This is a genomic window from Acinetobacter sp. CIP 53.82, from assembly GCF_000369465.1.
In the GTDB taxonomy this organism is placed as follows: Bacteria; Pseudomonadota; Gammaproteobacteria; order Pseudomonadales; family Moraxellaceae; genus Acinetobacter; species Acinetobacter indicus.
In genome coordinates this window covers 1,410,610-1,432,395 of sequence record NZ_KB850046.1, presented here as the reverse complement: position 1 = coordinate 1,432,395, position 21,786 = coordinate 1,410,610, and the positions used below count along the sequence as shown (strand labels likewise).

General features: G+C 40.0%; 19 protein-coding genes. 5 read left to right on the top strand and 14 right to left on the bottom strand.

What is annotated here, in order from left to right:
- Positions 1 to 18 precede the first annotated feature (18 nt).
- Genes F905_RS12295 through wecB form a run of 11 tightly spaced genes read right to left on the bottom strand, consistent with a single transcriptional unit; the run spans position 19 to position 12,592 of the window.
- Positions 19 to 549 (bottom strand): acetyltransferase, encoded by a 531-nt coding sequence (locus F905_RS12295; protein ID WP_005181251.1) that lies wholly within the window; start codon positions 547 to 549, stop codon positions 19 to 21.
- A complete protein-coding gene (locus F905_RS12290; protein ID WP_005181249.1) occupies positions 542 to 1,552 on the bottom strand; it encodes an MraY family glycosyltransferase in 1,011 nt (336 codons plus the stop codon). The genes F905_RS12295 and F905_RS12290 overlap by 8 nt, the downstream gene beginning before the upstream one ends.
- 14 nt (positions 1,553 to 1,566) lie before the next feature.
- Positions 1,567 to 2,520: an NAD-dependent epimerase/dehydratase family protein gene (locus F905_RS12285; protein WP_005181244.1), complete on the bottom strand. Its 954-nt coding sequence runs from the start codon at positions 2,518 to 2,520 to the stop codon at positions 1,567 to 1,569.
- A 16-nt stretch (positions 2,521 to 2,536) separates the two neighbouring features.
- Complete coding sequence (locus F905_RS12280) at positions 2,537 to 3,709, bottom strand: glycosyltransferase (protein WP_005181242.1); 1,173 nt, start codon at positions 3,707 to 3,709, stop codon at positions 2,537 to 2,539.
- The gene (locus F905_RS12275; protein ID WP_005181240.1) at positions 3,706 to 5,352 is read right to left on the bottom strand and encodes a heparinase II/III family protein; all 1,647 of its coding nucleotides are present in this window, start codon (positions 5,350 to 5,352) and stop codon (positions 3,706 to 3,708) included. The genes F905_RS12280 and F905_RS12275 overlap by 4 nt, the downstream gene beginning before the upstream one ends.
- 4 nt (positions 5,353 to 5,356) lie before the next feature.
- Positions 5,357 to 7,492: a bi-domain-containing oxidoreductase gene (locus F905_RS12270; RefSeq protein WP_005181237.1), complete on the bottom strand. Its 2,136-nt coding sequence runs from the start codon at positions 7,490 to 7,492 to the stop codon at positions 5,357 to 5,359.
- Positions 7,492 to 8,598, bottom strand: coding sequence for an EpsG family protein (locus tag F905_RS12265; protein WP_005181233.1), 1,107 nt, complete (start codon positions 8,596 to 8,598; stop codon positions 7,492 to 7,494). Before F905_RS12265 ends, F905_RS12270 begins: the two co-directional genes overlap by 1 nt.
- The gene (locus tag F905_RS12260; RefSeq protein ID WP_005181232.1) at positions 8,599 to 9,534 is read right to left on the bottom strand and encodes a glycosyltransferase; all 936 of its coding nucleotides are present in this window, start codon (positions 9,532 to 9,534) and stop codon (positions 8,599 to 8,601) included.
- A gap of 6 nt (positions 9,535 to 9,540) precedes the next feature.
- Positions 9,541 to 10,218, bottom strand: a complete 678-nt coding sequence (locus F905_RS12255) for a lipid II flippase family protein (RefSeq protein ID WP_171065094.1) — start codon at positions 10,216 to 10,218, stop codon at positions 9,541 to 9,543.
- Positions 10,208 to 11,455, bottom strand: a complete 1,248-nt coding sequence (wecC, locus tag F905_RS12250; protein WP_005181226.1) for a UDP-N-acetyl-D-mannosamine dehydrogenase — start codon at positions 11,453 to 11,455, stop codon at positions 10,208 to 10,210. Before wecC ends, F905_RS12255 begins: the two co-directional genes overlap by 11 nt.
- A gap of 18 nt (positions 11,456 to 11,473) precedes the next feature.
- On the bottom strand, positions 11,474 to 12,592 hold the full coding sequence (gene wecB / locus F905_RS12245) for a non-hydrolyzing UDP-N-acetylglucosamine 2-epimerase (protein WP_005181223.1): 1,119 nt from the start codon (positions 12,590 to 12,592) through the stop codon (positions 11,474 to 11,476).
- A gap of 479 nt (positions 12,593 to 13,071) precedes the next feature.
- Here wecB and F905_RS12240 point away from each other — a divergent pair, with 479 nt between their 5' ends.
- From F905_RS12240 to F905_RS12225, 4 genes are all read left to right on the top strand, one after another.
- Positions 13,072 to 14,175 (top strand): polysaccharide biosynthesis/export family protein, encoded by a 1,104-nt coding sequence (locus tag F905_RS12240; RefSeq protein ID WP_005181220.1) that lies wholly within the window; start codon positions 13,072 to 13,074, stop codon positions 14,173 to 14,175.
- Positions 14,175 to 14,603, top strand: coding sequence for a low molecular weight protein-tyrosine-phosphatase (locus F905_RS12235; RefSeq protein WP_005181218.1), 429 nt, complete (start codon positions 14,175 to 14,177; stop codon positions 14,601 to 14,603). Before F905_RS12240 ends, F905_RS12235 begins: the two co-directional genes overlap by 1 nt.
- 17 nt (positions 14,604 to 14,620) lie before the next feature.
- Positions 14,621 to 16,807: a polysaccharide biosynthesis tyrosine autokinase gene (locus F905_RS12230; protein WP_005181213.1), complete on the top strand. Its 2,187-nt coding sequence runs from the start codon at positions 14,621 to 14,623 to the stop codon at positions 16,805 to 16,807.
- 145 nt (positions 16,808 to 16,952) lie between these two features.
- A complete protein-coding gene (locus tag F905_RS12225; RefSeq protein WP_005181211.1) occupies positions 16,953 to 18,395 on the top strand; it encodes a capsule assembly Wzi family protein in 1,443 nt (480 codons plus the stop codon).
- A gap of 99 nt (positions 18,396 to 18,494) precedes the next feature.
- Here the strand turns inward: F905_RS12225 and F905_RS12220 are convergent, their stop codons facing one another.
- Together F905_RS12220 and dapB are read right to left on the bottom strand one after the other, a co-directional pair.
- A complete protein-coding gene (locus F905_RS12220; RefSeq protein ID WP_005181209.1) occupies positions 18,495 to 19,139 on the bottom strand; it encodes an START domain-containing protein in 645 nt (214 codons plus the stop codon).
- A 56-nt stretch (positions 19,140 to 19,195) separates the two neighbouring features.
- Positions 19,196 to 20,017 carry a 4-hydroxy-tetrahydrodipicolinate reductase gene (gene dapB, locus F905_RS12215; protein ID WP_005181208.1) on the bottom strand — a complete coding sequence of 274 codons (822 nt, stop codon included), beginning with the start codon at positions 20,015 to 20,017 and terminating at the stop codon, positions 19,196 to 19,198.
- A gap of 248 nt (positions 20,018 to 20,265) precedes the next feature.
- Here dapB and F905_RS12210 point away from each other — a divergent pair, with 248 nt between their 5' ends.
- Positions 20,266 to 20,538, top strand: a complete 273-nt coding sequence (locus tag F905_RS12210) for a hypothetical protein (protein ID WP_005181206.1) — start codon at positions 20,266 to 20,268, stop codon at positions 20,536 to 20,538.
- A gap of 72 nt (positions 20,539 to 20,610) precedes the next feature.
- Here the strand turns inward: F905_RS12210 and dnaJ are convergent, their stop codons facing one another.
- Complete coding sequence (gene dnaJ / locus F905_RS12205; RefSeq protein ID WP_005181205.1) at positions 20,611 to 21,720, bottom strand: molecular chaperone DnaJ; 1,110 nt, start codon at positions 21,718 to 21,720, stop codon at positions 20,611 to 20,613.
- Positions 21,721 to 21,786 lie beyond the last annotated feature (66 nt).

The window sequence follows — 21,786 nt, the reverse complement described above, 5'->3', positions numbered from 1 at the left end:
ATTTAAAAGAATTTGTTATTAAGATTTATGTCCAATACGGGTCCCCACCTCTAAAAAAGAGCCAGACGGAATTCTCTGTCCACCTGCGATGTTTACGCCAACACTTAAATGACTAAAGTGTTCGATCACCACATCATGATCTAGCAAGGTCCCAATATTAAGAAGCACACCATCTTGAATAATCGTATTCGTGCCAATTATACACCCTGCCATAATACTTACCCCCTGACCAATTTGAGCAGAAGGTGAAATTACAGCCTGTGGATGTATGATAGTGGCGAGTGGTATTGATAAATCAAGCAGTAATTGTTGCCATTTTTGTCGTATTTGGTTATTTCCGACCGCAACAATTGCCTCCATATTCTCTTGCTGAAGCTGAGACAAGTTTTGAATATTTGAGATAATTGAATATTGGCCTACTTGTTTTTGCTCAGGCCAGCGGTCATCCACAAAGTAAATTTGCTGCCATTGTGCAGATAATGCTGCCACTTCAGCAATGGATTGACCAAAGCCCCCTGCCCCCAGAATCAGCAGATTTTTTTTAGGCATCTGGATGTCCTGCTTTTAATTTCATTGCAATTAATATAAGCGGTAAATAGGCCACCAATACCATAAATTCCGGATAAGCCAATGGCTGGGTAACGGTATAATAGGCTAATGGCAATAACCACAATAGGTTAATCGCTGCTACTGCCAATGTCACAGGTGTATGACTCCCCCATTTGCGCGACAGGATTTGATAACTATGGCTACGATGGGCATCATACATTTTATAACCACTCAGCACGCGCTTAATAAGGGTATAGGTGGCATCCACCACAAACACCCCTAAACAAATAATCCATGCACAAAACAGAGCTAAATTTTCTTTGAGGGCGATGAGCGCCAAAATTCCCAAAGTGAGACCGAGAAATCCGCTACAGGCATCGCCCATAAAAATTTTAGCCTTGGGAAAGTTCCACAGTAAAAACCCAAATACACAGGCCGCCAATAACCACAATATGTCTGAGTTCAATGTACTATTGAGTACATAATATAAAATTGCCATACTGACTGTGGTGGTGATGGCCTCAACACTGGCAATGCCGTTAATGCCATCCATAAAATTATATAAGTTTAATAACCACACCAAAAACAGTACAGCAATAATATTGGCAATAAAGCCCAGCTCTAAACTATTAAAAGCTACAACTTCACTAAAGCCTCCTAAGCTCATTACCACACCAATCGCCACTAAAAAATGTATGGCTAAGCGCAGCATGGAGTTGATATGGCCATGATCATCTAAAAAGCCCAGCAAAGCGATAACAAAACCTGCAACCATCAGGGTTAGACCAATATGTAGAGTCAATTGTTGGCTATAGATCAACACCGTCAGTGCCAATAAGTAGCTACATACGATCGCAACACCACCACCTCGCGGTGTGGGTACACTGTGAGAGCTACGTTCATTGGGGTTATCTATTATATTTTTCTTGAGGGCGTAAGCTCGCATAAAATAGGTCAGAGCAAATGCAAGTAAAAAGAAAATAAAAAGGGATAGCATGGACATATTTGTGACTAGGCTCAGTTTTGATGCGCTGTGTTAAACATTTTTTCTAGGCTTGTATCGACATTATACGGTGCTGTCCAACCTAAAAGTTGTGTATTTTTAGTGGTATCTACCACCAGTTCTGAACATAAACGTGAGGCAACCGCTTTTTTCCCAACCAAGCTTGCCAGAAAACTGATCAAGCTTTTCGGTATAGGTAACATTAATAATTGATTATTTTGATATTTCGCTAATTTTTCAAATAGTTGTTTGACCGAAATGTCATCCTGATCACTGGCTAAAAATACTTCACGGTTGGCATTTGGATGCGTCATACACGTATGAATCAGGTCAGCTAAGTTATAGACGCTCACCATACTGCGTTTATTGTCTAAGCAACCAATCGGTAAAGGGAGTTTTTTACTTGCCAAGTTCACCATACTTTTAAAGTTGGCTTTTACTTTCGGTCCATAAATGAGGACGGGACGAATAATAACCACTTCTAAACCTGTACGTTGAGAAAGCGCAAGTAAGGCTTGTTCTGCTTCATATTTGGATAAGCCATACGGGTCATCTGTGTGGACATCGTCATTAGGACAAAAGGCTTGCGTGGTGGTTTGTTCACCATTCACCTTAATACTACTTAAGTAAATGAAACGTTTTACCCCACTTTCTACTGCTTTTTGTGCAAGGTTTAATGTACCTTGTACATTGGTTTGGCGATATGCTTCAAGTGGTGATGCTGCCGTTTCATGCATGACATGTGCACGACCTGCACAGTGAATAATAACTTCAACTTGATTCAGATCGATATTGTCTAAACTATCATTTAGATCAAAATTGATATTACTAATATTTGGATGGTCAAATTTTTGAGCTTTACGGGTATGCGCTAAAACTGAATAGCCTTTTTCAGCCAAAAATTGCGATAAATATTGACCTAAGAAACCGTTACTGCCTGTAATTAACGTATGTGAAACAAAAGGCATAAATTTATTCCTGAAGTTATTTAATTAAGGCTATAACATCGTCAGCTAAGTTATTCATAATATTACTACGTGTATATAAATGAATAAACTTTTCACGAGGCTGAATATCATAGTCTATACTATTAAAAGCTTTTATGGCTTCATTGACGTTACAAGGTTTGAAGATATATGCTCCATGCATACTATCACCTATAAAATTAACAACATATCCAGACAATCCACCCCAAATTGGCTTATTATAACAAGCATATTCAAAAATTTTTGACGGGATTACTTTCTTAAAAGCATCATAGTCATTTAAATGTAAAAATAGAATATCAGCATTTTCATAAAATTTTAACAATTCAACCCTGGTAACAGGTGCAATAATTTCCACATTATTTACATTTAATTCATTTAATTGTTCTTCGAGTTCTTTTTTTCTCCCACCATTACCAATCAATTGAAAAACCACTTTATTTTCAAGCTGTTTTGCTAAGAGTGGTATAATTTTATGTAGACCTTGCCCATCACCAAAATTTCCAGCATATACAACAGATAAAGGTTTATCCTTATCTATATTAGGTGATTGTTTTTCTATTTTATTTAAAAATATTGAGTCAATTCCATTTGTATAAAAGCTATACGGTATATTTTTAAATTTACTTTCAAAATATGGTAAGAATCCTCTTGAAACCAGATTTACCTTATTCGCCTTAGTAATAGTAAATTTTTCAATTACTGAAAGTATCGGCAAAACTAAAACTGTCATTTTTTTTGGAAAAACATCTTCTACTGTATCAATAAAAATATCCCGTATATCTAAATATAAAGGAGCTCTTTTTATTGTCGCAACTAAAGCACCTAAAAAAGCAGTCATTAACCGTGAAGATGTTGCATAAACTAGATCATATTTTTTTCCAACAACTAATTTAAATGCGAATAAAAAAAATAGTATAAAGCTAATAATTTGACCTAATATTCCAGAAAATTTTGTACTAACATCTGCTCTGTAAATTGTCACATTTCCATTATACTCAATTCTTTTACAATCTTCAGAAAAGTCGTTATAACGGTTAGGTAAAGTTGAGATAATATCGATTTTAGCTGAGGGATATTTCTGTTCGATACTCTCTACCAATGCTGTAGTCCTAAATGAACCAGCTGATAAATCTGGTTTATAAAAAAAACTTATGATTAGTAAGTTCATTTACGACTCCATGAAATAGTTGTTACTAATGTACCATTTAAAATATTTACACTTATACATTGATTCTCTATTATTTTTCCGAATTCAGGTTGCCATGTAGTTTTTACAAAATTTAATACTGAGCCTTTACTAAATCTTATTTCACATTTGTATTTATCTAATTCAAATTGTAATGAATGATCATCTATAGATATAACTTTAACACTCGGATGTAAATGAAATCTTGCTTCGGCAGTCTCATACGACCCTATAATAAAATCAGATATAGTTAACTGCTGATCTTTAAATTCAAAACTCCGTTGATGGTAAACATTAAGCCCTAAATTACAATAACCATTATGTGAAGCTTTAAAAGTGATAATTTTATCATTATCATTAAATTCAAGTGTCTCTAATTTTGGATATGCTCTACGTGCTACTCTAAATCCCGCCCAGACCTCGCTAGAGTCGATATTATTTATAATTACAGTATTATGTGCAGAAGTACTACGTTGACGATTACGCTCTTTATCTAAACCATATTGAGAAATACCAGAATTCACAAATAATCTTTCTTTTCCAATACTTAACTCAAAGCTCAATGTATCTGCATGAGCATGACCTGGTTGATAATCGGGACCAACTTTTGCAACATCTACAATCATTTTATAATCATCACCACAGATTGAGATATAACCACTATCTTTTAAATAAGCATCACATGCTTCCACTATTTCAGAGTCATATAATATATTCAATGATATAGCGTAGCTCTTTAAACTTTTAAAAGTAGGAGCAATACCTAAAGTAGAATCATTAAAAAATGAAATATCGCCATCTGGATGACACATATGGCTTAGCCAAACTAACATCTTTTTTATAATAGAAGACAAATAAATAGTATCTAAAGTCTCATTAACAGTGTAAATGGACTGTAATTGATAAATATCCAATAAATCTTCAAGAAAAATAGAGTGATACATTGGTGTTAATTCAAAATTACCACCATCTGCTAATACTTGCTCCTGAATTTCTTTTTGATATAACCTTAGGCCTTTCTGTAACCATGTATTTGACTCATCAGAGTCAAAAAATAATCCTGCAAAAATTAATGCCTTCGCATTAGCAAAGAGGTGGTTTGCTAAAATATGCCATTCAATATTCTTATACAAATGCGCAGCTTGCAAAGCTAATGATTGTAATTGAATGGTATTTAATTTATTTCCAGATAATGCCCACTTAACCCAATTTACAATTCTTAAAGAGGTTGGATAAGGCTCCCAGGCATTTCCTAAAGCATATGGATTCTGTTCAATCCATTGATCAATTAAGTCATAATGCCAGACTTGACGCTCCAACGCTCCTTTTGCATTAAGATCATCAAAATAATGTAAATTATAAAGCCATAACTTATCTTGTTCTTTTGCATTCCAATCTAAAATAGAACTTAATTTTCCTTTTTTATTCAGAAAATAAAACTCTTTTTCACCAATCATGGAAATTGGTTTCTCTATAAAATTATTCCACTTTTTTTTAACTTCTCTTAAGTTAAGTGAAAACTCTTTTTTCTGTACTTTAGGTTTTAATAAAATATAGTGCAGTCGATAATACACCTGCACAAATTTTAAATACTTGATAGTATGAATAAGCTTTTTAATATCCATAACACTATTGTGCTCTCAAAATTTCAGCGGCTTGAATTGTCATACGTGCAACTTCAAAAATTTCATCTGCTGGAATAGGTGACTCTTTGCCTTGACGAATACTCTCAACGAAAGCAGCCGCACAAACATCTTGCCCTTTGTCCTGACGCCACAAATTCATTTTGTTGAAGCCAGACCAGCCAAAACCTTTAAGTTTACGGAAGTTATCAAGTTGTAATACACGGCCTGCAGCAAAGACTTCTACTCGCTCTTTAGGGAAACTTGATGCTCCATTCGCCAAATAGAAAATTGTCCCAAATGAACCATCTTCAAAACCTAAAGTAATGCTTGCTTTATCTTCTAGGACTTGTACAGCATCGGTTTCACCCATACGTCTCGCTTGAACAGACACAATTTTTGAACCTGCTAAAAAGCGCATTAAATCTATGAAGTGACATGCCTCACCAATAATACGCCCACCGCCTACCGCATTATCCTGTGTCCAGTGGTCTGCAGGAATCGCTCCTGCATTCATGGTCATAATAAAGCTTTTAGGTTCTTTCACTGTGTCGAGTAAGGCTTTCATTTTTTGTACTTGAGGTGCAAAACGACGGTTAAAGCCCACCATGACACGGGCATATTGTTTCTTTTCTATATTTTGATTATAAGCCTGTTCAACTTTTTCTATTTCTTCTACCGTCAACGCCAATGGCTTTTCTACAAAAACATTTTTACCCGCTAACAGCGCTTTTTCTACAAAATAGGCATGGCTATTATGTCGTGTTGCAATTGCTACAGTATTTACATCTTGATTGCTTAATAAGGCATCTATATCTGTCGATGCTTCTGCAAATCCTGCCTTTTCACCATGAATCACCCCATTGATACCACCAGAAGTTACAATGGTATGCAGTTGTGAAGCCGCTTTTTTAAATGCAGGAATTAAAATACGTGAAGCATAATTGCCTGCACCAATAAAACCAACGACAGCATTTTGTGCATCTATCTGAATTGGTTTTAAAATGACTTTCTTTTCAGTTCGTGTTTCTACGGCCGAATTGTATTTAAGTAAAATACCCAAACCTGATTTATCTTCCGTTAAAACATCATAAGCTTTTGGCGCATCTTCAAATTCAAAACGATGGGTAATTAAGGCATCTACATTTAATGTGCCTGCCGCCATCATATCCAACACTGCAACAAAGTTACGCTGTTCTGTCCAGCGAACAAATCCTACCGGGTAATCCTGCCCTTTTTCTTCATAAGCAGCATCGTAACGACCTGGTCCATAAGAACATGACACCTGAAAGCTCAGTTCTTTTTCATAGAAGTCTGCACGATTTAACTCTAAACCTGTTACACCGACTAAAATAATACGGCCACGTTTGCGACTCATACGTGCGGCTTGTGTAACGGGATCGCTCACTTTGGTTGATGCAGTAATAATGACACCATCTACCCCTGCACCACGGCTAAATGCCAAACCTGCAGCGACAGGGTCTTCTCCTTTGGCAGGGTTACAGACTTCTGCACCAAACTGTTTGGCAAGTTCGAGTTTGCTTTGGTCAAAGTCAATAGCCAAAACACGGCAGCCATTTGCTCTTAGCATTTGAATGGTGAGTAAGCCAATTAAGCCTGCACCTGTAACCACAAAGCTTTCACCTATGGTTGGTTGTGCCAAACGAATACCTTGTAAGCCAATACTGGCAACAACTGTAAAAGAAGCTGCTTCATCGCTTACATTGTCGGGTATTTTTGCACATAGGTTTTTCGGTACTTTGACCATGTCTGCATGCGGACCATTTGAAACGACACGATCACCGACTTTAAAGTCTTCTACACCTGCTCCAACCTCATGAACTAGACCTACATTACAATAACCAAGTGGTAAGGGTTGTGCCAGTTTGGACTTTACTGCGTCATAGGTAGTAAGCAGCCCATCTGTTTGGACTTTTTCAAGTACCATTTTTACTTTTTCTGGTTGTTGGCGAGCTTTGTCTAACATAGAAGCTTTACCAAAACCGACCAGCATACGCTCTGTACCTGCTGAAATAAGCGAAGTAGTAGTGGAAATAAGTAAATGCCCTTTAGAGCACTGTGGTACTGGTGCTTCTGTTACGGTTGTACCGCCTTTTGCCATGTCTTGAAGGATTTGTTTCATTAGAAAATCTCAAATGCGCCAATATATAAAGTTTTAAATAAAATAGGAGTTAATAAACACATTACTAATGATATAACCTTAATGCTTAAATAATGTTTATTAACATATAAAACATATGGAATTAAAAAACCCATACAAAAATAATCACTAAATCTTGATAAACGTCCGGCTACATGTGGTTCGCCAATAAAGGCAATATTAACGGCTATCCCAAAAAACACAACACCCACTAAACAAAACAAAAACTTTGTATTAATTGGATAGTTATGTAATTTAATAGTCCTTAAAAGATAAAATAAAATAGCAGGATAAATCAGAACTGATAACAAGGCTGTTAATCTGAATCCACCACTTCCCCCATCTTCATCAGACACATAATGTAATTTAGCCAATGCAACTGAAGCACTAGGAAGAAAAGAAAATACTGTAGCTACAATGTTCTCAAAAAAGGAAATAAAGTGAAGAAATAAAAACAGCAATAAAGCCAATACAAAATTCATTAATACAATATTATTTATATTTAACAAATCTTTTTTAGAACTTAAAAAATATAAGACTAAAATATACAACCCAATTAAAAAATATTGTGTATGAAAAGAGAAACCAATAAATAAAAATAAGATGCCTAAATTTTTCCTATCATGGCATAGTTTGAAAAAACCAATCAATATAAATGCAAATGATATAGATGAACGTGGAGAAAAGTAAAAAAGGGTAGGTATAATAATTGGTAGAATAAAAAGGAAAAAATACTTTTTCAGATCACTTGGAAACTTTGAAAGGGCAAAAGAAAATAAAAAAGTTGAAAAAATAAAGTTCAATGCCAAGAAAGCAGGAAATTCTAATTGAGAAATTACAGATATAGCAGAAGTGTACCATACATATAATGGCTCTGCTGTTAAAGATGACATACTTTCAAAAAAAGGAAACGTACCTATAAAAGTGGCGTTATCATACGATTCTTTATAATAATCATAATCTAGACCAGTAGTAGGAAGGTTTAATAAAAAAAGAGGCACACCTAAAAGCAATATATAATAGCCAGCCTTCCTACTAAAAAAATACATCCAACTAGCAACTAAAGTAAATATATAATAATAAAACATCTACTCTTTCTCCAATACATTTCTGCTTTTAAGAAAAAGAAACTCTTCAGTATTATACACTTGCACACCTGAATACCTTTTACATACATCTGAAGCAATTACAGGAACCCCAAACTCTATAGCATCAGCACAGGCTATTCCAAAACTATCCTCTAAAGTTGGTCGAACATACAAATCTGCTTTAGAAAGATAATAATTAAAGATATCTTCATCTTTATCGATAAACACTTTAATACGTGGATGATTTAAATTTAAAAGCTCATCCTTTAACTCACCGTCACCATAAAGAAAAAGAAATAAGTAAGCATTTTGATTTTTATTAATTAATTCAATCAATAGATGATGTTGATAAAGTGGTCGTGGAGACCCAGAACCAACAATGATCTTGAGATTCTGATCTCGCGCCTTATTGAGAGGCAATTTTTCTGAGTCAGAAATATCAACTAATACCGCTGGCACATAAGAACTTTCTTCCACTAATGGGTAGCAAGGCTTAATGCTTTTATAAAACTCTGCTTGGCGCTCATTTAAAGGATAGATTGTATCAAACTTATTTAAGATAAACCTCAATAAGAGCTTAGGTAATTTGCTTTCCAAATGTCCATGATGAAGCATTAAACTCCACTCATTATTAAATTTAGGAAGTAATAAAAAAAATACAAGACTATTGCCTGAAGAAAAATTAAAAAATATTTCTTTCTCTTTGTACTTAAATTGAATTAAAAGTATTTTAAAAATTGCCAAAAGCTTATTAGGTACAAGTGTATATTCGCCTTTATAGTTACTAGGAATACGCTTATCATCACTCATATATAAGTCTATGAATGCCAAAACAAATTGAGGATATGCCTTAACAAGCCTACTTAAAAAAGTAGTCACACCACCAATTGGGTTAGGCAGCCCGCCTACAATTATTGTTTCTCTTGAAAGCTTCATTAATCATTAAACCAATAAAATAATTAAATGTGATAAGATTGCAACGCCAAAAAAACGACCTAACAGTAATGAAAAAATCATATTTATCGCATCAGGGTTATCTTTATCAATCTGCCTAGCCAAGATCGGCTCAACAATAAAAGTTAAAAGTACCGTTGCCAAACCATTTACAACCCCAGATAGTTGGCTAATAGTTGCCCGGAATTCATAAAATGTTAATGCATAATAAAATGCTAAAAAAACCCCTAACGCATAACAACAAAAAACAATACTACTAAGTGTAATCAATTTTTTATTTATAAATACCCTCGATAATGCCACTGGATTAAATTCAGTGTCACTAGTTACGTTTCCATTCAATTTCTTTTTAACTATATAAATAATTTTTTTTCTTAATAAATAAGATATTATATATGCCAACCCAGCTAGAAACATACAAAAATGAAGCATTACCACATAAGTTTCAATAGATATTTTAGTATCGATAACAAAACCAATGAGGGGCATCAGTGCAATAAAAAAGAAACGAGTACCAACAAAAAACATTTGCTGGTACGAATAACTTAATACTTTTGCACCGGTTTCCAATCCTGCAACTCGACAATAATAACTACTGAACTCAAGAAAGTGAATTAAAGCAAATAGTATTGGGATGGAAAAAATTGCAATTTGACTAAGATTCAACACTAACAACCCATGTATTATTTTCTATTGAAATGTTTTTAAATTGCTTATGTGCTACTAATAAAATTGAAACATTCGCTAAACTAGCATCGTTCAAATCTACAAGCGAAATACTACTATTAATATTTTTTGGCAATTCAGAAATATTAGGCTCAACGGCAAGAATATTTAACCCTTGCTCTGCCAGTTTTTTTGTAATATTTAATGCAGGGCTTTCACGTAAGTCATCAATATCTGGTTTAAAAGCTAAGCCATAGCATGCAACCGTTACATCTTTAATGGTTTTTTCAGGGTTGGCTTGTAAAAATTCAGCAATCTTAATTTTCACCTGATCTATCACCCACTCAGGTTTACTATCATTCACTTCACGCGCAGTACGAATTAAACGTGCCTGCTCTGGTGTTTTAGACACAATAAACCATGGGTCAACTGCAATACAGTGCCCGCCTACTCCTGGACCTGGCTGCAAAATATTGACTCGTGGGTGACGATTCGCAAGTTGAATCAACTCCCACACATTAATATCTAATTTGTCGCAAATAATAGAAAGCTCATTGGCAAATGCAATATTTACATCACGGAATGAATTTTCAGTCAATTTACACATTTCTGCGGTACGTGCATTGGTTTCAATACAATCACCTTTTACAAAAACCTTGTATAAATCAATTGCCGCTTGCGAACAGCGCGGGGTCACTCCTCCCACAATACGGTCATTACTAATTAGCTCTTGCAAGACCTTGCCAGGTAATACACGCTCTGGACAGTGGGCAATTAGAATATCAGCTTGCTCACCATGGGTTTGAGGAAAGGTTAAATCTGAGCGTGCTTCACTCAGCCATGCTGCCATTTGCTCAGTTGCACCTACTGGCGAGGTAGACTCTAAAATTACCAAATTACCTGATTTTAAAAATGGTGCTAAAGCTTTGGCAGCCGCTTCAATATATTTTAGGTCAGGCTCATAATTATCTTTAAATGGCGTAGGTACTGCCACAATATAAGCATCAGCCTCGCATGGCTGAAGTTGAGCAGATAATTTCTGTTGTGCAACTACATCTCGCACCAAGGCATCTAGGTCGGGTTCTACAATATGAACCTTCCCCTGATTAATTAAGTCTACCGCGCGCGGATTAACATCTACACCTGTAACTTTTACACCATGTGCAGCAAAAGTTGCTGCTGTTGGTAAACCGATATAACCCAAGCCAATGACACAAATATGCTTAAACTGTTGCATTCTTTTTAACCTTCTTTATTACTTTAAAGCTTCAATAATCTGTTTACAGGCTGTTCCATCCCCATACGGGTTATGTGCTGCTGCCATTGTTTCATATAATTCAGTATTTTCTAGCAGCTCAACCACAGACTGTTGGATCAAGGCAGCATCCGTTCCCACCAGTTTTACTGTACCCGCCTCTACCGCTTCCGGGCGTTCCGTCGTATCTCGCATAACCAATACCGGCTTGCCTAATGAAGGTGCTTCTTCCTGAATACCGCCAGAGTCGGTTAAAATTAAATAACTTCGGTTCATTAAATATACAAAAGGCAAGTAATCTTGTGGGGAAATTAAATAAATATTTGAAATATCTGATAATAACTTATTGACCGGCTGTTGTACATTTGGGTTTAAATGTACCGGATATACAATTTGCACATCAGGATAGTGTTTTGCAATATTTGCCAATGCTGTACAAATATTTAAAAAGCCCTGACCAAAATTTTCACGGCGATGACCGGTGACCAAAATTAATTTTTTATTCGGGTCTAAAAAGTCAAACTGCTGTTCAAATTGAGTAATAATCGCCTGATCTGTTTCAACCTTTTCTTTGACAGTAAGCAAAGCATCAATAACCGTATTGCCTGTAATGGTAATATTTTTCGGGTCTATATTTTCTTTAATTAAATTATTATAAGAAGATTGCGTCGGTGCAAAATGATACGTGGTTAACGCACCCGTAAGTTTACGGTTGGCTTCTTCTGGCCATGGTGAATAAATATCGCCTGTACGCAAACCTGCTTCTACATGACCCACTGCAATTTTATGATAATAGGCAGCTAAAGAGGCAGCAAATGTGGTAGCTGTATCACCATGCACCAACACGACCTCAGGTGTCCACTCAGCAAAAACCTGCTCTAAGCCTTTAAGTACGCCAGAGGTAATATCTGATAAGGTCTGTCCTGGTTTCATCAAGTTTAAGTCATAATCTGGGGTTAGATTAAAAAGTTCCAGTACCTGGTCTAGCATTTGTCTATGCTGCCCCGTCACACACACCTTTGTTTCAAAATTATGGTTATGTTGTTTTAACTGTATAGCTAAAGGCGCCATTTTAATTGCTTCTGGTCGTGTACCAAAGACTAGCAATACTTTTTTCACCTTCTGTTTCCTTATAAATAATGAATGACTTAAGTTGTTGAATAAATGTTCTACCAACCTGGTTTAACCAAACCTTTATATATCTGAGTATATCTCTTGGAGTTTTTCCAGTTTACAAAGAAGGAATGATCCTGAATTCAAAAAAGAGAGATGATGTAGCATTTTAACGCCTTATTTATCTACGTATATTTATGAAGAGTAAATCTTTCGGCGGGAATGTTAGCAGAAAATCATGAATGTTCTGTTATGATTTTTAGCCAAAAAATCTAAAATGCTTCCTTTTGTGTCAGTTTTTTGCAAATCATCTTTCTATAATTTTGCAGTTCCTCACAATTTAGATACTTTTTGCCTCATTTTTCTGGCTATGCTTGCGTATACTTTCGCAATCTACTTACAATTTGTTATATACCCTTAAAATAACTTCGGTAAACTATTTTTTATTTTTTATGATTTTAGAAAAATCGAGAACGGGAATACGTGTGAGACAATTTAAATCTATAATTCTACTGTCTTTTTTGGTGACAGCAAGCGGGTGTGCGGTCACCTCCGGCTTACAGACCTATGACTTACCTTCTGAGGGTGTCTATCAAACAGACTTGGGGACTTCGGTGAATGTGGTCCGACTTACTCAAGATACTGTACTCGGTTTGCAACCGGCCGTACAAAATATTCAGCAAGATTATGCTCACCTGTTTACCCAGTCACATCGCAACTATAGCCTCAGTCCAGGCGACATTCTATCGATCTATTTATGGGCCTACCCAGAAATTACCCCACCTACCAATACTATTAATAATGAACAGGCCATTCAGGCCAATGGTTATCAAATTGACCAAAGTGGCTATATTCAATTCCCGATTATTGGTCGCTATAAAGCCGCAGGCAAGTCTTTAAGTCAGGTAAACCGTGAGCTGCGCAGTCAGTTATCGCGTTATTTAAAAACGCCTGATGTAGTCGCACGCGTTCTGTCTTATCAGGGCCAGCGTTACTCGGTGCAAGGTAATGTAATGAAAGGTGGCCAATTCTATTTAAGTGATCAGCCGACCAGTGTATATACTGCTTTAGGTCTGGCGGGTGGGGTCAATGCCCAGCAAGGCAATAATGCCTCTATTACCTTGGTACGTCAGGGGCAGACCTATCATTTAAACAGTATTGAGCTGGAACAAGCCGGTTTCTCTTTACATAATCTGCTGATTCAACCGAATGACACCCTCTATGTAAACAGCCGCGAAAACCAGAAAATCTATGTGATGGGGGAATCGGGCAAAAATCAGTCCTTGCCAATGCGTGATCAGGGCATGAGTCTGAGTGATGTACTTGGTGAAAGTCTGGGCTTAAATCCATTGTCGGCCAGCCGTAGTAAAATCTATGTGTTACGCAGTCAGCCAAGTGGCGCACAAACCGAAGTCTATCATCTGGACTTAACCAGTATTGCCGACTTTGGTCTGGCTAATCAGTTTAAAATGCGCAGTAATGATATTGTCTATGTCGATGCATCTGGCCTTGCGCGCTGGCAACGTGTGGTGAATCAGATTATTCCATTCTCAAATGCTTTATATAATTTAGACCGTTTGGGGAACTAATGAAAATTAACAATATTCTGGTGGTCTGTATTGGCAATATTTGCCGTAGCCCGATGGCGGAATACTTTTTAAAACAGGAATTTCCGCATTTACAGATTGAGTCTGCCGGTATTTCCGGGCTGGTTGGTCATGCAGCCGATGACAAAGCCAGCCTATGCATGCAGCGTTTAGGGATTGATATGAGCCCGCATGTGGCCCGCAAGCTGAATGCCGAGCTGGTCAAGAAAGCCGACCTGATTTTAGTGATGAGTCAGAACCAGCAAAAACATGTGGAACAGACCTGGCCCTTTGCCAAAGGAAAAACCTTTAGACTCGGCCACTGGCAAAGTAAAAATGTGGCCGATCCTTACCAGCATGATCAGGCAGTATTTGATGACACCTGCCAGCTGATTCAGGCCTGCATTGCAGACTGGAAAAAATATATTTAACTTTCGAACAAAAGACTATGAGCCAAAATACCAATACAGAAGATACCATTGACCTGAAGGAATTGTTTTTCTCCTTAATTGCCCAGTGGAAACTGATTGCTCTCTGTGTCATTTTAAGTTTGGTCTGTGCCTTACTTTATTTAAGAACCACACCAGATACCTATCAGGTCGATGCACTGGTTCAGGTCGAAGAAAATAAAGGGGCATCTGCCGCCTTATTGGGCGATTTGTCCGATATGATTGAGCAGAAATCACCGGCTCAGGCCGAAATTGAGATTCTGAAATCGCGTCTGGTACTCGGTACAGTGATTGATCGCCTAAATTTAAATATTCGCATTCATGGTACAGAAGACAGTTTCTGGAGCCGCTTACTGAATAAGCACGAGTATGACAGTGAATATTCAGGCAAATCCGTGCTGTTTAAAGACAACCAGAAAAGCTTTGATGTACGCAGCTTTGAGATTCCAGATGATTATCGTGATAAAAATCTGCTGCTTCGTTTCTCACAAGGTAAATTTAGTTTAACCGATGAAGAAACTGAACAAGTAGTCTTTTCTGCCCCACTGAACCAGACCAGCCAGTTACAGTCTGAGTATGGCCTATGGAAAGTCGGTATTTATAGTCAGGACAGCTTTGATAGCACGTATCTGATCCAAAAGCAAAGCCTGCCTGCAGCCGTTCGCAGCTTGCTCGCTGACTATTCTGTGGCCGAAAAAGGCAAACTGACCGGTGTACTCGGTCTCAACTACCAGGGTACCGACAAGCAGCATATTACCCAGGTGCTCAATGCCATTTTAGCGGCCTATAGTCAACAGAATATTGAACGTCGCTCGGCTGAAACCGCACAAACCTTAAAGTTCCTGGAAGATCAGCTGCCTGAACTGAAACAGCAACTCGATGTCGCTGAACGTGAATTTAACCGTTTCCGCCAGCAGTACAATACGGTCGATGTCACCAAAGAATCAGAGCTGTATCTGACCCAAAGCGTGACCCTGGAAACCCAAAAAGCCGAATTGGAACAAAAAGTGGCTGAAGCCTCAGCCAAATATACGGCTGAACACCCAATCATGCAGCAAATGAATGCGCAATTATCAGCCATTAATAAAAAGATTAATGAGCTAGATGGAACTTTAAGACGCTTACCAGAATTACAACGTCAGTACCTGCAACTGTTCCGCGAAGTAGAAGTCAAACAGCAGCTGTATACCGGCCTGCTTAATTCTTATCAGCAGTTGCGTATTGCCAAAGCCGGTGAAATTGGTAATGTGCGTATTGTCGATACCGCGGTAGAACCGATTGAACCAATTAAGCCAAAGAAATTACAGATTCTCATTTTATCAGTTTTTCTGGGTGGTTTCCTCGGCACACTGCTGGCCTTATTACGTAATATGCTGCGTAGTGGTGTTAAAGATTCTACCCAAATTGAAAATGAGCTGGACTTGCCGGTGTATGCCACTGTGCCGCGTTCGCCTGTACAGGAAAGCCGGATTAAACTGCTGAAGAAGAAAAAGAATATTCCAATTCTGGCCGTCAAGCATAGCGATGATATTGCCATTGAAAGCTTACGCAGTATGCGTACTGCCATTCATTTTGCCTTAAGCAGCGCCAAGAACAATATTATTATGGTTTCTGGTCCTGCACCGGAAGTCGGTAAATCCTTTATTTCAACCAACCTAGCCACCATTCTGGCACAAAGCCAGAAACGGGTAGTGATTATTGATGCTGACTTGCGCCGCGGTTATTTGCATAAGTACTTTAATCATGCAAACCAACCGGGTCTGGCAGAATACTTAAATGGTCAGACTGAGTTAAGCCAAGTCATTAAAGCTACGGAAGTATCCGGTCTGGATGTGATTGCGCGTGGTAAGAGTCCGGCCAACCCGTCTGAACTGCTCAGCACCACACAATTTAGTGTCATGTTGAATCAGCTGTCAGAACAGTATGATCATATTCTGATTGATACTCCACCAATTCTGGCCGTCACAGACGGGATTATTATTTCCCAGCATGCCGGAGTCAATCTGGTGATTGCACGCTATGCCAAGACACAAATGAAAGAGCTGGAATTGACCATCAACCGTTTTGAACAGGCGGGCGTGAAAGTCAATGGTATTATCCTGAATGATATTCAGCGCTCCAGTGCAGGCTATGGTTATGGCTATAACTATTCCTATGCCTATAAAGCCAACAAGGATAATGACTAATTTTGCAGTGACCAATTACTTTAAAAATCTCGCTACGGCGGGATTTTTAATCTTTCCAGATTACAACTCTACTCAACAGTTTGCATTGAAAAAATAAACTCGTCCGCCTATGGTGTGGAGAGCAAAAAACTCCTGAGAATCAAAAATGCGTCTATCAAAAATATTGCTTGCGACCCTTGCCCTCAGCTCATCCCTGACTTTTGCCCAAGGGATTGTGCTGAATGACCAGAACCTGCGTACCGACCTGAATTGGCTGAATCAACAAGGGGTGATTCAGATCAGTACTTCCACCTGGCCCATGAGTGGCGATGAAATTCAGCGTGCCCTGTCTCAGGCGAAAATCAGTAATTCTGTCCAGCAAAAAGTGGTGGATGCTGTCCTCACCCATTTAAATGCCGATAATCAGCGCTCAAAAGCTGCGCTATTTGCAGAAACTGATCATAAGTATCTGCCTCAAGCCTTTGGTGATCAGGAAAAATCACAATATCAGGCTGGTCTGGAACTGAATGCTGGCGGTAGCCAATGGGATGCCCGATTGCAGGTCAATGCTGAAAAAGACCCGCAGATTGATCATGATCAGGATGTGAATGTTGAAGGCTCTTATATTGCCGGAAAACTCTGGAATCAATGGCTGATTGCCGGACAGATTCCGACCTATTGGGGACCAGGTCATGAGGGGAGTCTGATTCGTGGCGATGCCAGCCGCCCAGTCTATGGCATTACGGCACAGCGGGCAGAACAGACTGCTTTTAGCAGTAAATGGCTGTCCTGGATTGGGCCATGGCAATATCAGGCCTTTGCCGGTCAACTGGACAATTATGATGCGGTCCCGGATGCCAAACTGATTGGCCTGCGTGTTACTGCTCAACCGCTTCCCTATCTGGAACTGGGGGCTTCACGCGCCATTCAGTGGGGGGGTGAAGGACGTCCGGAAAGCTTGAGCTCACTCTGGGATGCGTTTGTTGGCAACAAAGACAATGGTGGCACAGGTGAACCAGATCCATCGAACCAGATTGCCGGTTTTGATGCCCGTTTAAACCTGCAACCTTTAGTGCAAATGCCGCTAGGGGTCTATGCCCAGTATGTCGGTGAAGATGAAGCCGGTGGCCTGCCCGCGAAAAAAATGTATCTGGCCGGGGTGGATTATTCATCCAGTTACCAGAATATGCCCTACCAGCTGTATAGCGAATGGGCCGACACCCGTACCAATGGCAAGGCACAAGGAATCTCCTATAATCACACCAATTATACGGATGGCTTCTATCAGCATGGTTATCCATTAGCGCATGCGATGGGCGGCGATGGCCAGATGATCTCAGTAGGCGGTGATATCCGTTTTGATCGCTTAAACCGTCTGCATGGCCGGGTGCTGTTTGCTAAACTGAATGGGTCGGGTCGGATCACCAATGCGGCTTTCCCCGAACAAGATGAGCTAACAGCTTTAGATATCACCTGGACACATTATCTACGTCCGGATATTCCACTTAAACTGAATGGCTGGCTGGGGGATTCAGACCTGCACGGTAAAGATGGCGGTGCCTCAATCGGCATTGAATTCCCGCTGGAAAAAGGACTATTTAGCTACTAAGGCAGTTAAATGTCGTTTTAAAGACTCAGATCAGCGGTATTTCAATACGCTGTCTGAGTCTGCTGATGCCTGACTCGTCTAAAACCAGACGGGTATTTTTTATCTTAAAATCGCCGGTAAGGGTCGCTCGCGGCCCAGCAAACTCAGCTCAAGTTTCATTTTTTGCAGCATCTGATAAGGCTGCTGCTGCACAAACATATTCACAAAACTGGTTGGAATCGAACCGGCTGGATCGGCATAGCCATAGGTAGACACCTTAACCCGGTTGGCCCCCAGTTTTTGAAAGGTCCAGTCGCCTTCATAATGGGTTAAACGCACATAGCTCGGGTTTAAGGGATAGCCCTGACTGACGGCCTTGTTCTGAATATGAATCACGCCTTGGGCATCTTTAAACATTCTGCCTTTGACCACCAGATCGCGGTCTTTTAACGGAAAAGGAAAATCCAGCACCATATACAGCAGGAACTCGCCTTTCTGGTCATCACGCGACAGTACCTTAACGCTGCCCATATACGGCACCCAGCTGATGGCATGCTCGACATCCAGAATCAGGCCGGCGGCTTTTTCAATCGAGACCGGAAAAGTGGTTTCTGCCTTGTACAGGAACACCGGGTTTTGCGGATGCTGATAGGTCCAGACCTTAATATTATTTTTATGAATATTGAGTTTGGCATTCTGCAAATTCTGGGCAGGTACACTCGCCGCCATGGCGAGCGCACCGGCCAATACAATCCATTTTTTCATTCCATTGTTCATCTTATTTTAGTTTTAGTGTTGTTATAACGGATTTTACAGCGGTTTTAAACTTGAATATCGTTAAAACCCAAGACATCTTTCATGTCATATTTACGCGCATCACGACCGACCACCCAGGCAGCAGCACGCACGGCACCGGCAGCAAAGTTCATCCGGTTGGTGGCTTTGTGGGTAATTTCTACGCGCTCGCCTTCACCAATAAACATGGCGGTGTGTTCACCGACAATATCGCCGCCACGAATGGTCTGGAAGCCAATGCTTTGACGCTCACGCGGACCGGTATGTCCTTCACGATGATAGACCGCATCTTTTTTCAGGTCACGGCCCAGGGTTTCTGCAATTGCTTCACCCATCATTAAAGCAGTACCTGATGGCGCATCGACTTTATGACGATGGTGCGCTTCAATCACTTCAATATCTACCGTATCGCCAAATACTTTAGAAGCAAGTTCTAAAAGCTTAATTGAAACATTCACACCCACTGAATAGTTCGCGGCATACACCACCGGAGTTTGTATTGCCGATTCATCCAGATAGGCTTTTTGTTCATCATTCATGCCGGTGGTGCCAATCACAATTGCCACACCTGCTTCACGACAAATTTTCAGATGGTTTACAGTAGCTGCCGGTGCAGTAAAGTCGATGACCACGTCACACTGCTTTACCACCTCTTCCAGACTGCCGACCACTTTTACACCCAGGCTGCCAATGCCCGCAAGCTCGCCTGCATCTGCACCGATTAAGCTACTTTCCGGACGTTCCACCGCAGCTGCAAGTTGATAACCGGCCTGCTCAACGGCTTGAATAAGGATGCGTCCCATACGGCCACCGGCACCTAATACACCAATGCGTGGAGTTGCTGACATAACATATTCCTGATGTTGATTCGAAATTGTCCTTACTATATCAAAACTCCCTGCCCAGACTAAGCCGGCAGTCTAAAAAAGCCGAAAAAAACTGAAATGGCTCAACCGTAACTTGTAAACCCGATAATTTAAAAATAGAAATTGAAAAGAAAGTTCTGATTTCTCGCGTTTTTTCACAAAAGTGCAAAATTGCTGCAGCAGACTAGCCGTCACGAATGAATAGAATAGAGATTATAAGGAGATCAAGCATGCATTCGAAACAACTGGGGATGGCAGTATGTATGGGGCTACTGATGAGCTCGGCTTGGGCAGAACCGCCATTACAACCGGGCGATACCTTAGAAAGCCTGTCTCAGGTCCGCATTACCACCACTTTACAGCCAGCAGTATCGGCAGAAGAAGCAGCACAAGTGGCGTTAATTGATACAATTGAAGAAGAGCAAAGCGAGCAGACCACTGAGATGGCTGTATCTCAGGACGATGCGCTGGTGGCAGAAATTGACCCTGTGGAAGGGGTTTAATTTTTTACTCGCCATAAAAAAGGGAGATGATGTTCATCTCCCTTTGTGTTTGAGCGCGCTGTTTCAACTGGCTTAGTCAAACAGACGGTCAAAGAATGACTTTTTCTTTGGTGACGAATTGTTGTTATCGCCATCCAGCGTCGCTTGCAGTTCTTTCAGCAGTTCACGCTGACGAGAGGTCAGGTTCACCGGGGTTTCTACCACAATACGGCACAGCAGATCACCGACCATGCTGGTACGTACCGGTTTCACGCCTTTACCGCGCAGGCGGAACAGTTTACCGGTTTGGGTACCTTCCGGAATTTTCAGGCTCACCCGGCCATCCAGCGTCGGAATTTCAATTTCTTTACCGAGGGCAGCATCGGCAATCGAAACCGGCACATCCATATACAGATCGGCACCATCACGCTGGAAGATTTCATGCTCGCGCACCACCACTTCTACGTACAGGTCGCCCGCCTGGCCATCACGGATCGCTTCACCTTTACCGGTTAAACGTACCCGGTCGCCATTGTCGACACCGGCTGGAATGGTAACTTCCAGGGTTTGCTGACGGTCAGACACACCTGAACCATGACATTTGTTACATGGGTTCTTGATGATTTTACCCTGGCCACGACAAGTGCTACAGGTCTGCTGCACCGAGAAGAAACCTTGCTGCATACGTACCTGACCGGCACCATGACAGGTTTTACAGGTTTCAACATCATTCGGATTTTGCGAACCTTTACCATCACAGGCATCACACGGTGCAGGTGCGGTAAAGCTGATGGTTTTTTTCACCCCTTTAACCGCTTCTTCCAGGGTCAGTTCCATCACATAGCGCAGGTCCGAACCACGGCGCGCACGTTGCTGACGGCCACCGCCCCCAAAGGCCCCCCCAAAAATATCGCCGAACTGGCTAAAGATATCTTCAGCACTAAAGCCGCCGCCGAAGCCGCCACCGCCCATGCCGCCTTCAAAGGCCTGATGGCCCATACGGTCGTACATGCTGCGTTTTTCGCTGTCCGACAGCACTTCATAGGCTTCTGAAGCTTCTTTAAATTTTTCTTCAGCTTCCAGGTTATCTGGGTTACGGTCCGGATGATATTTCATCGCCAACTTACGGTAGGCTTTTTTAATTTCATCATCACTAGCGGTTTTAGCAACACCCAAAACCTCATAATAATCACGTTTAGCCATGTCTGGCGATGCTCCTCACGGAATTTTATTTAAGACTCAACTGAGGTCTGAAATTGGGGTTTATCC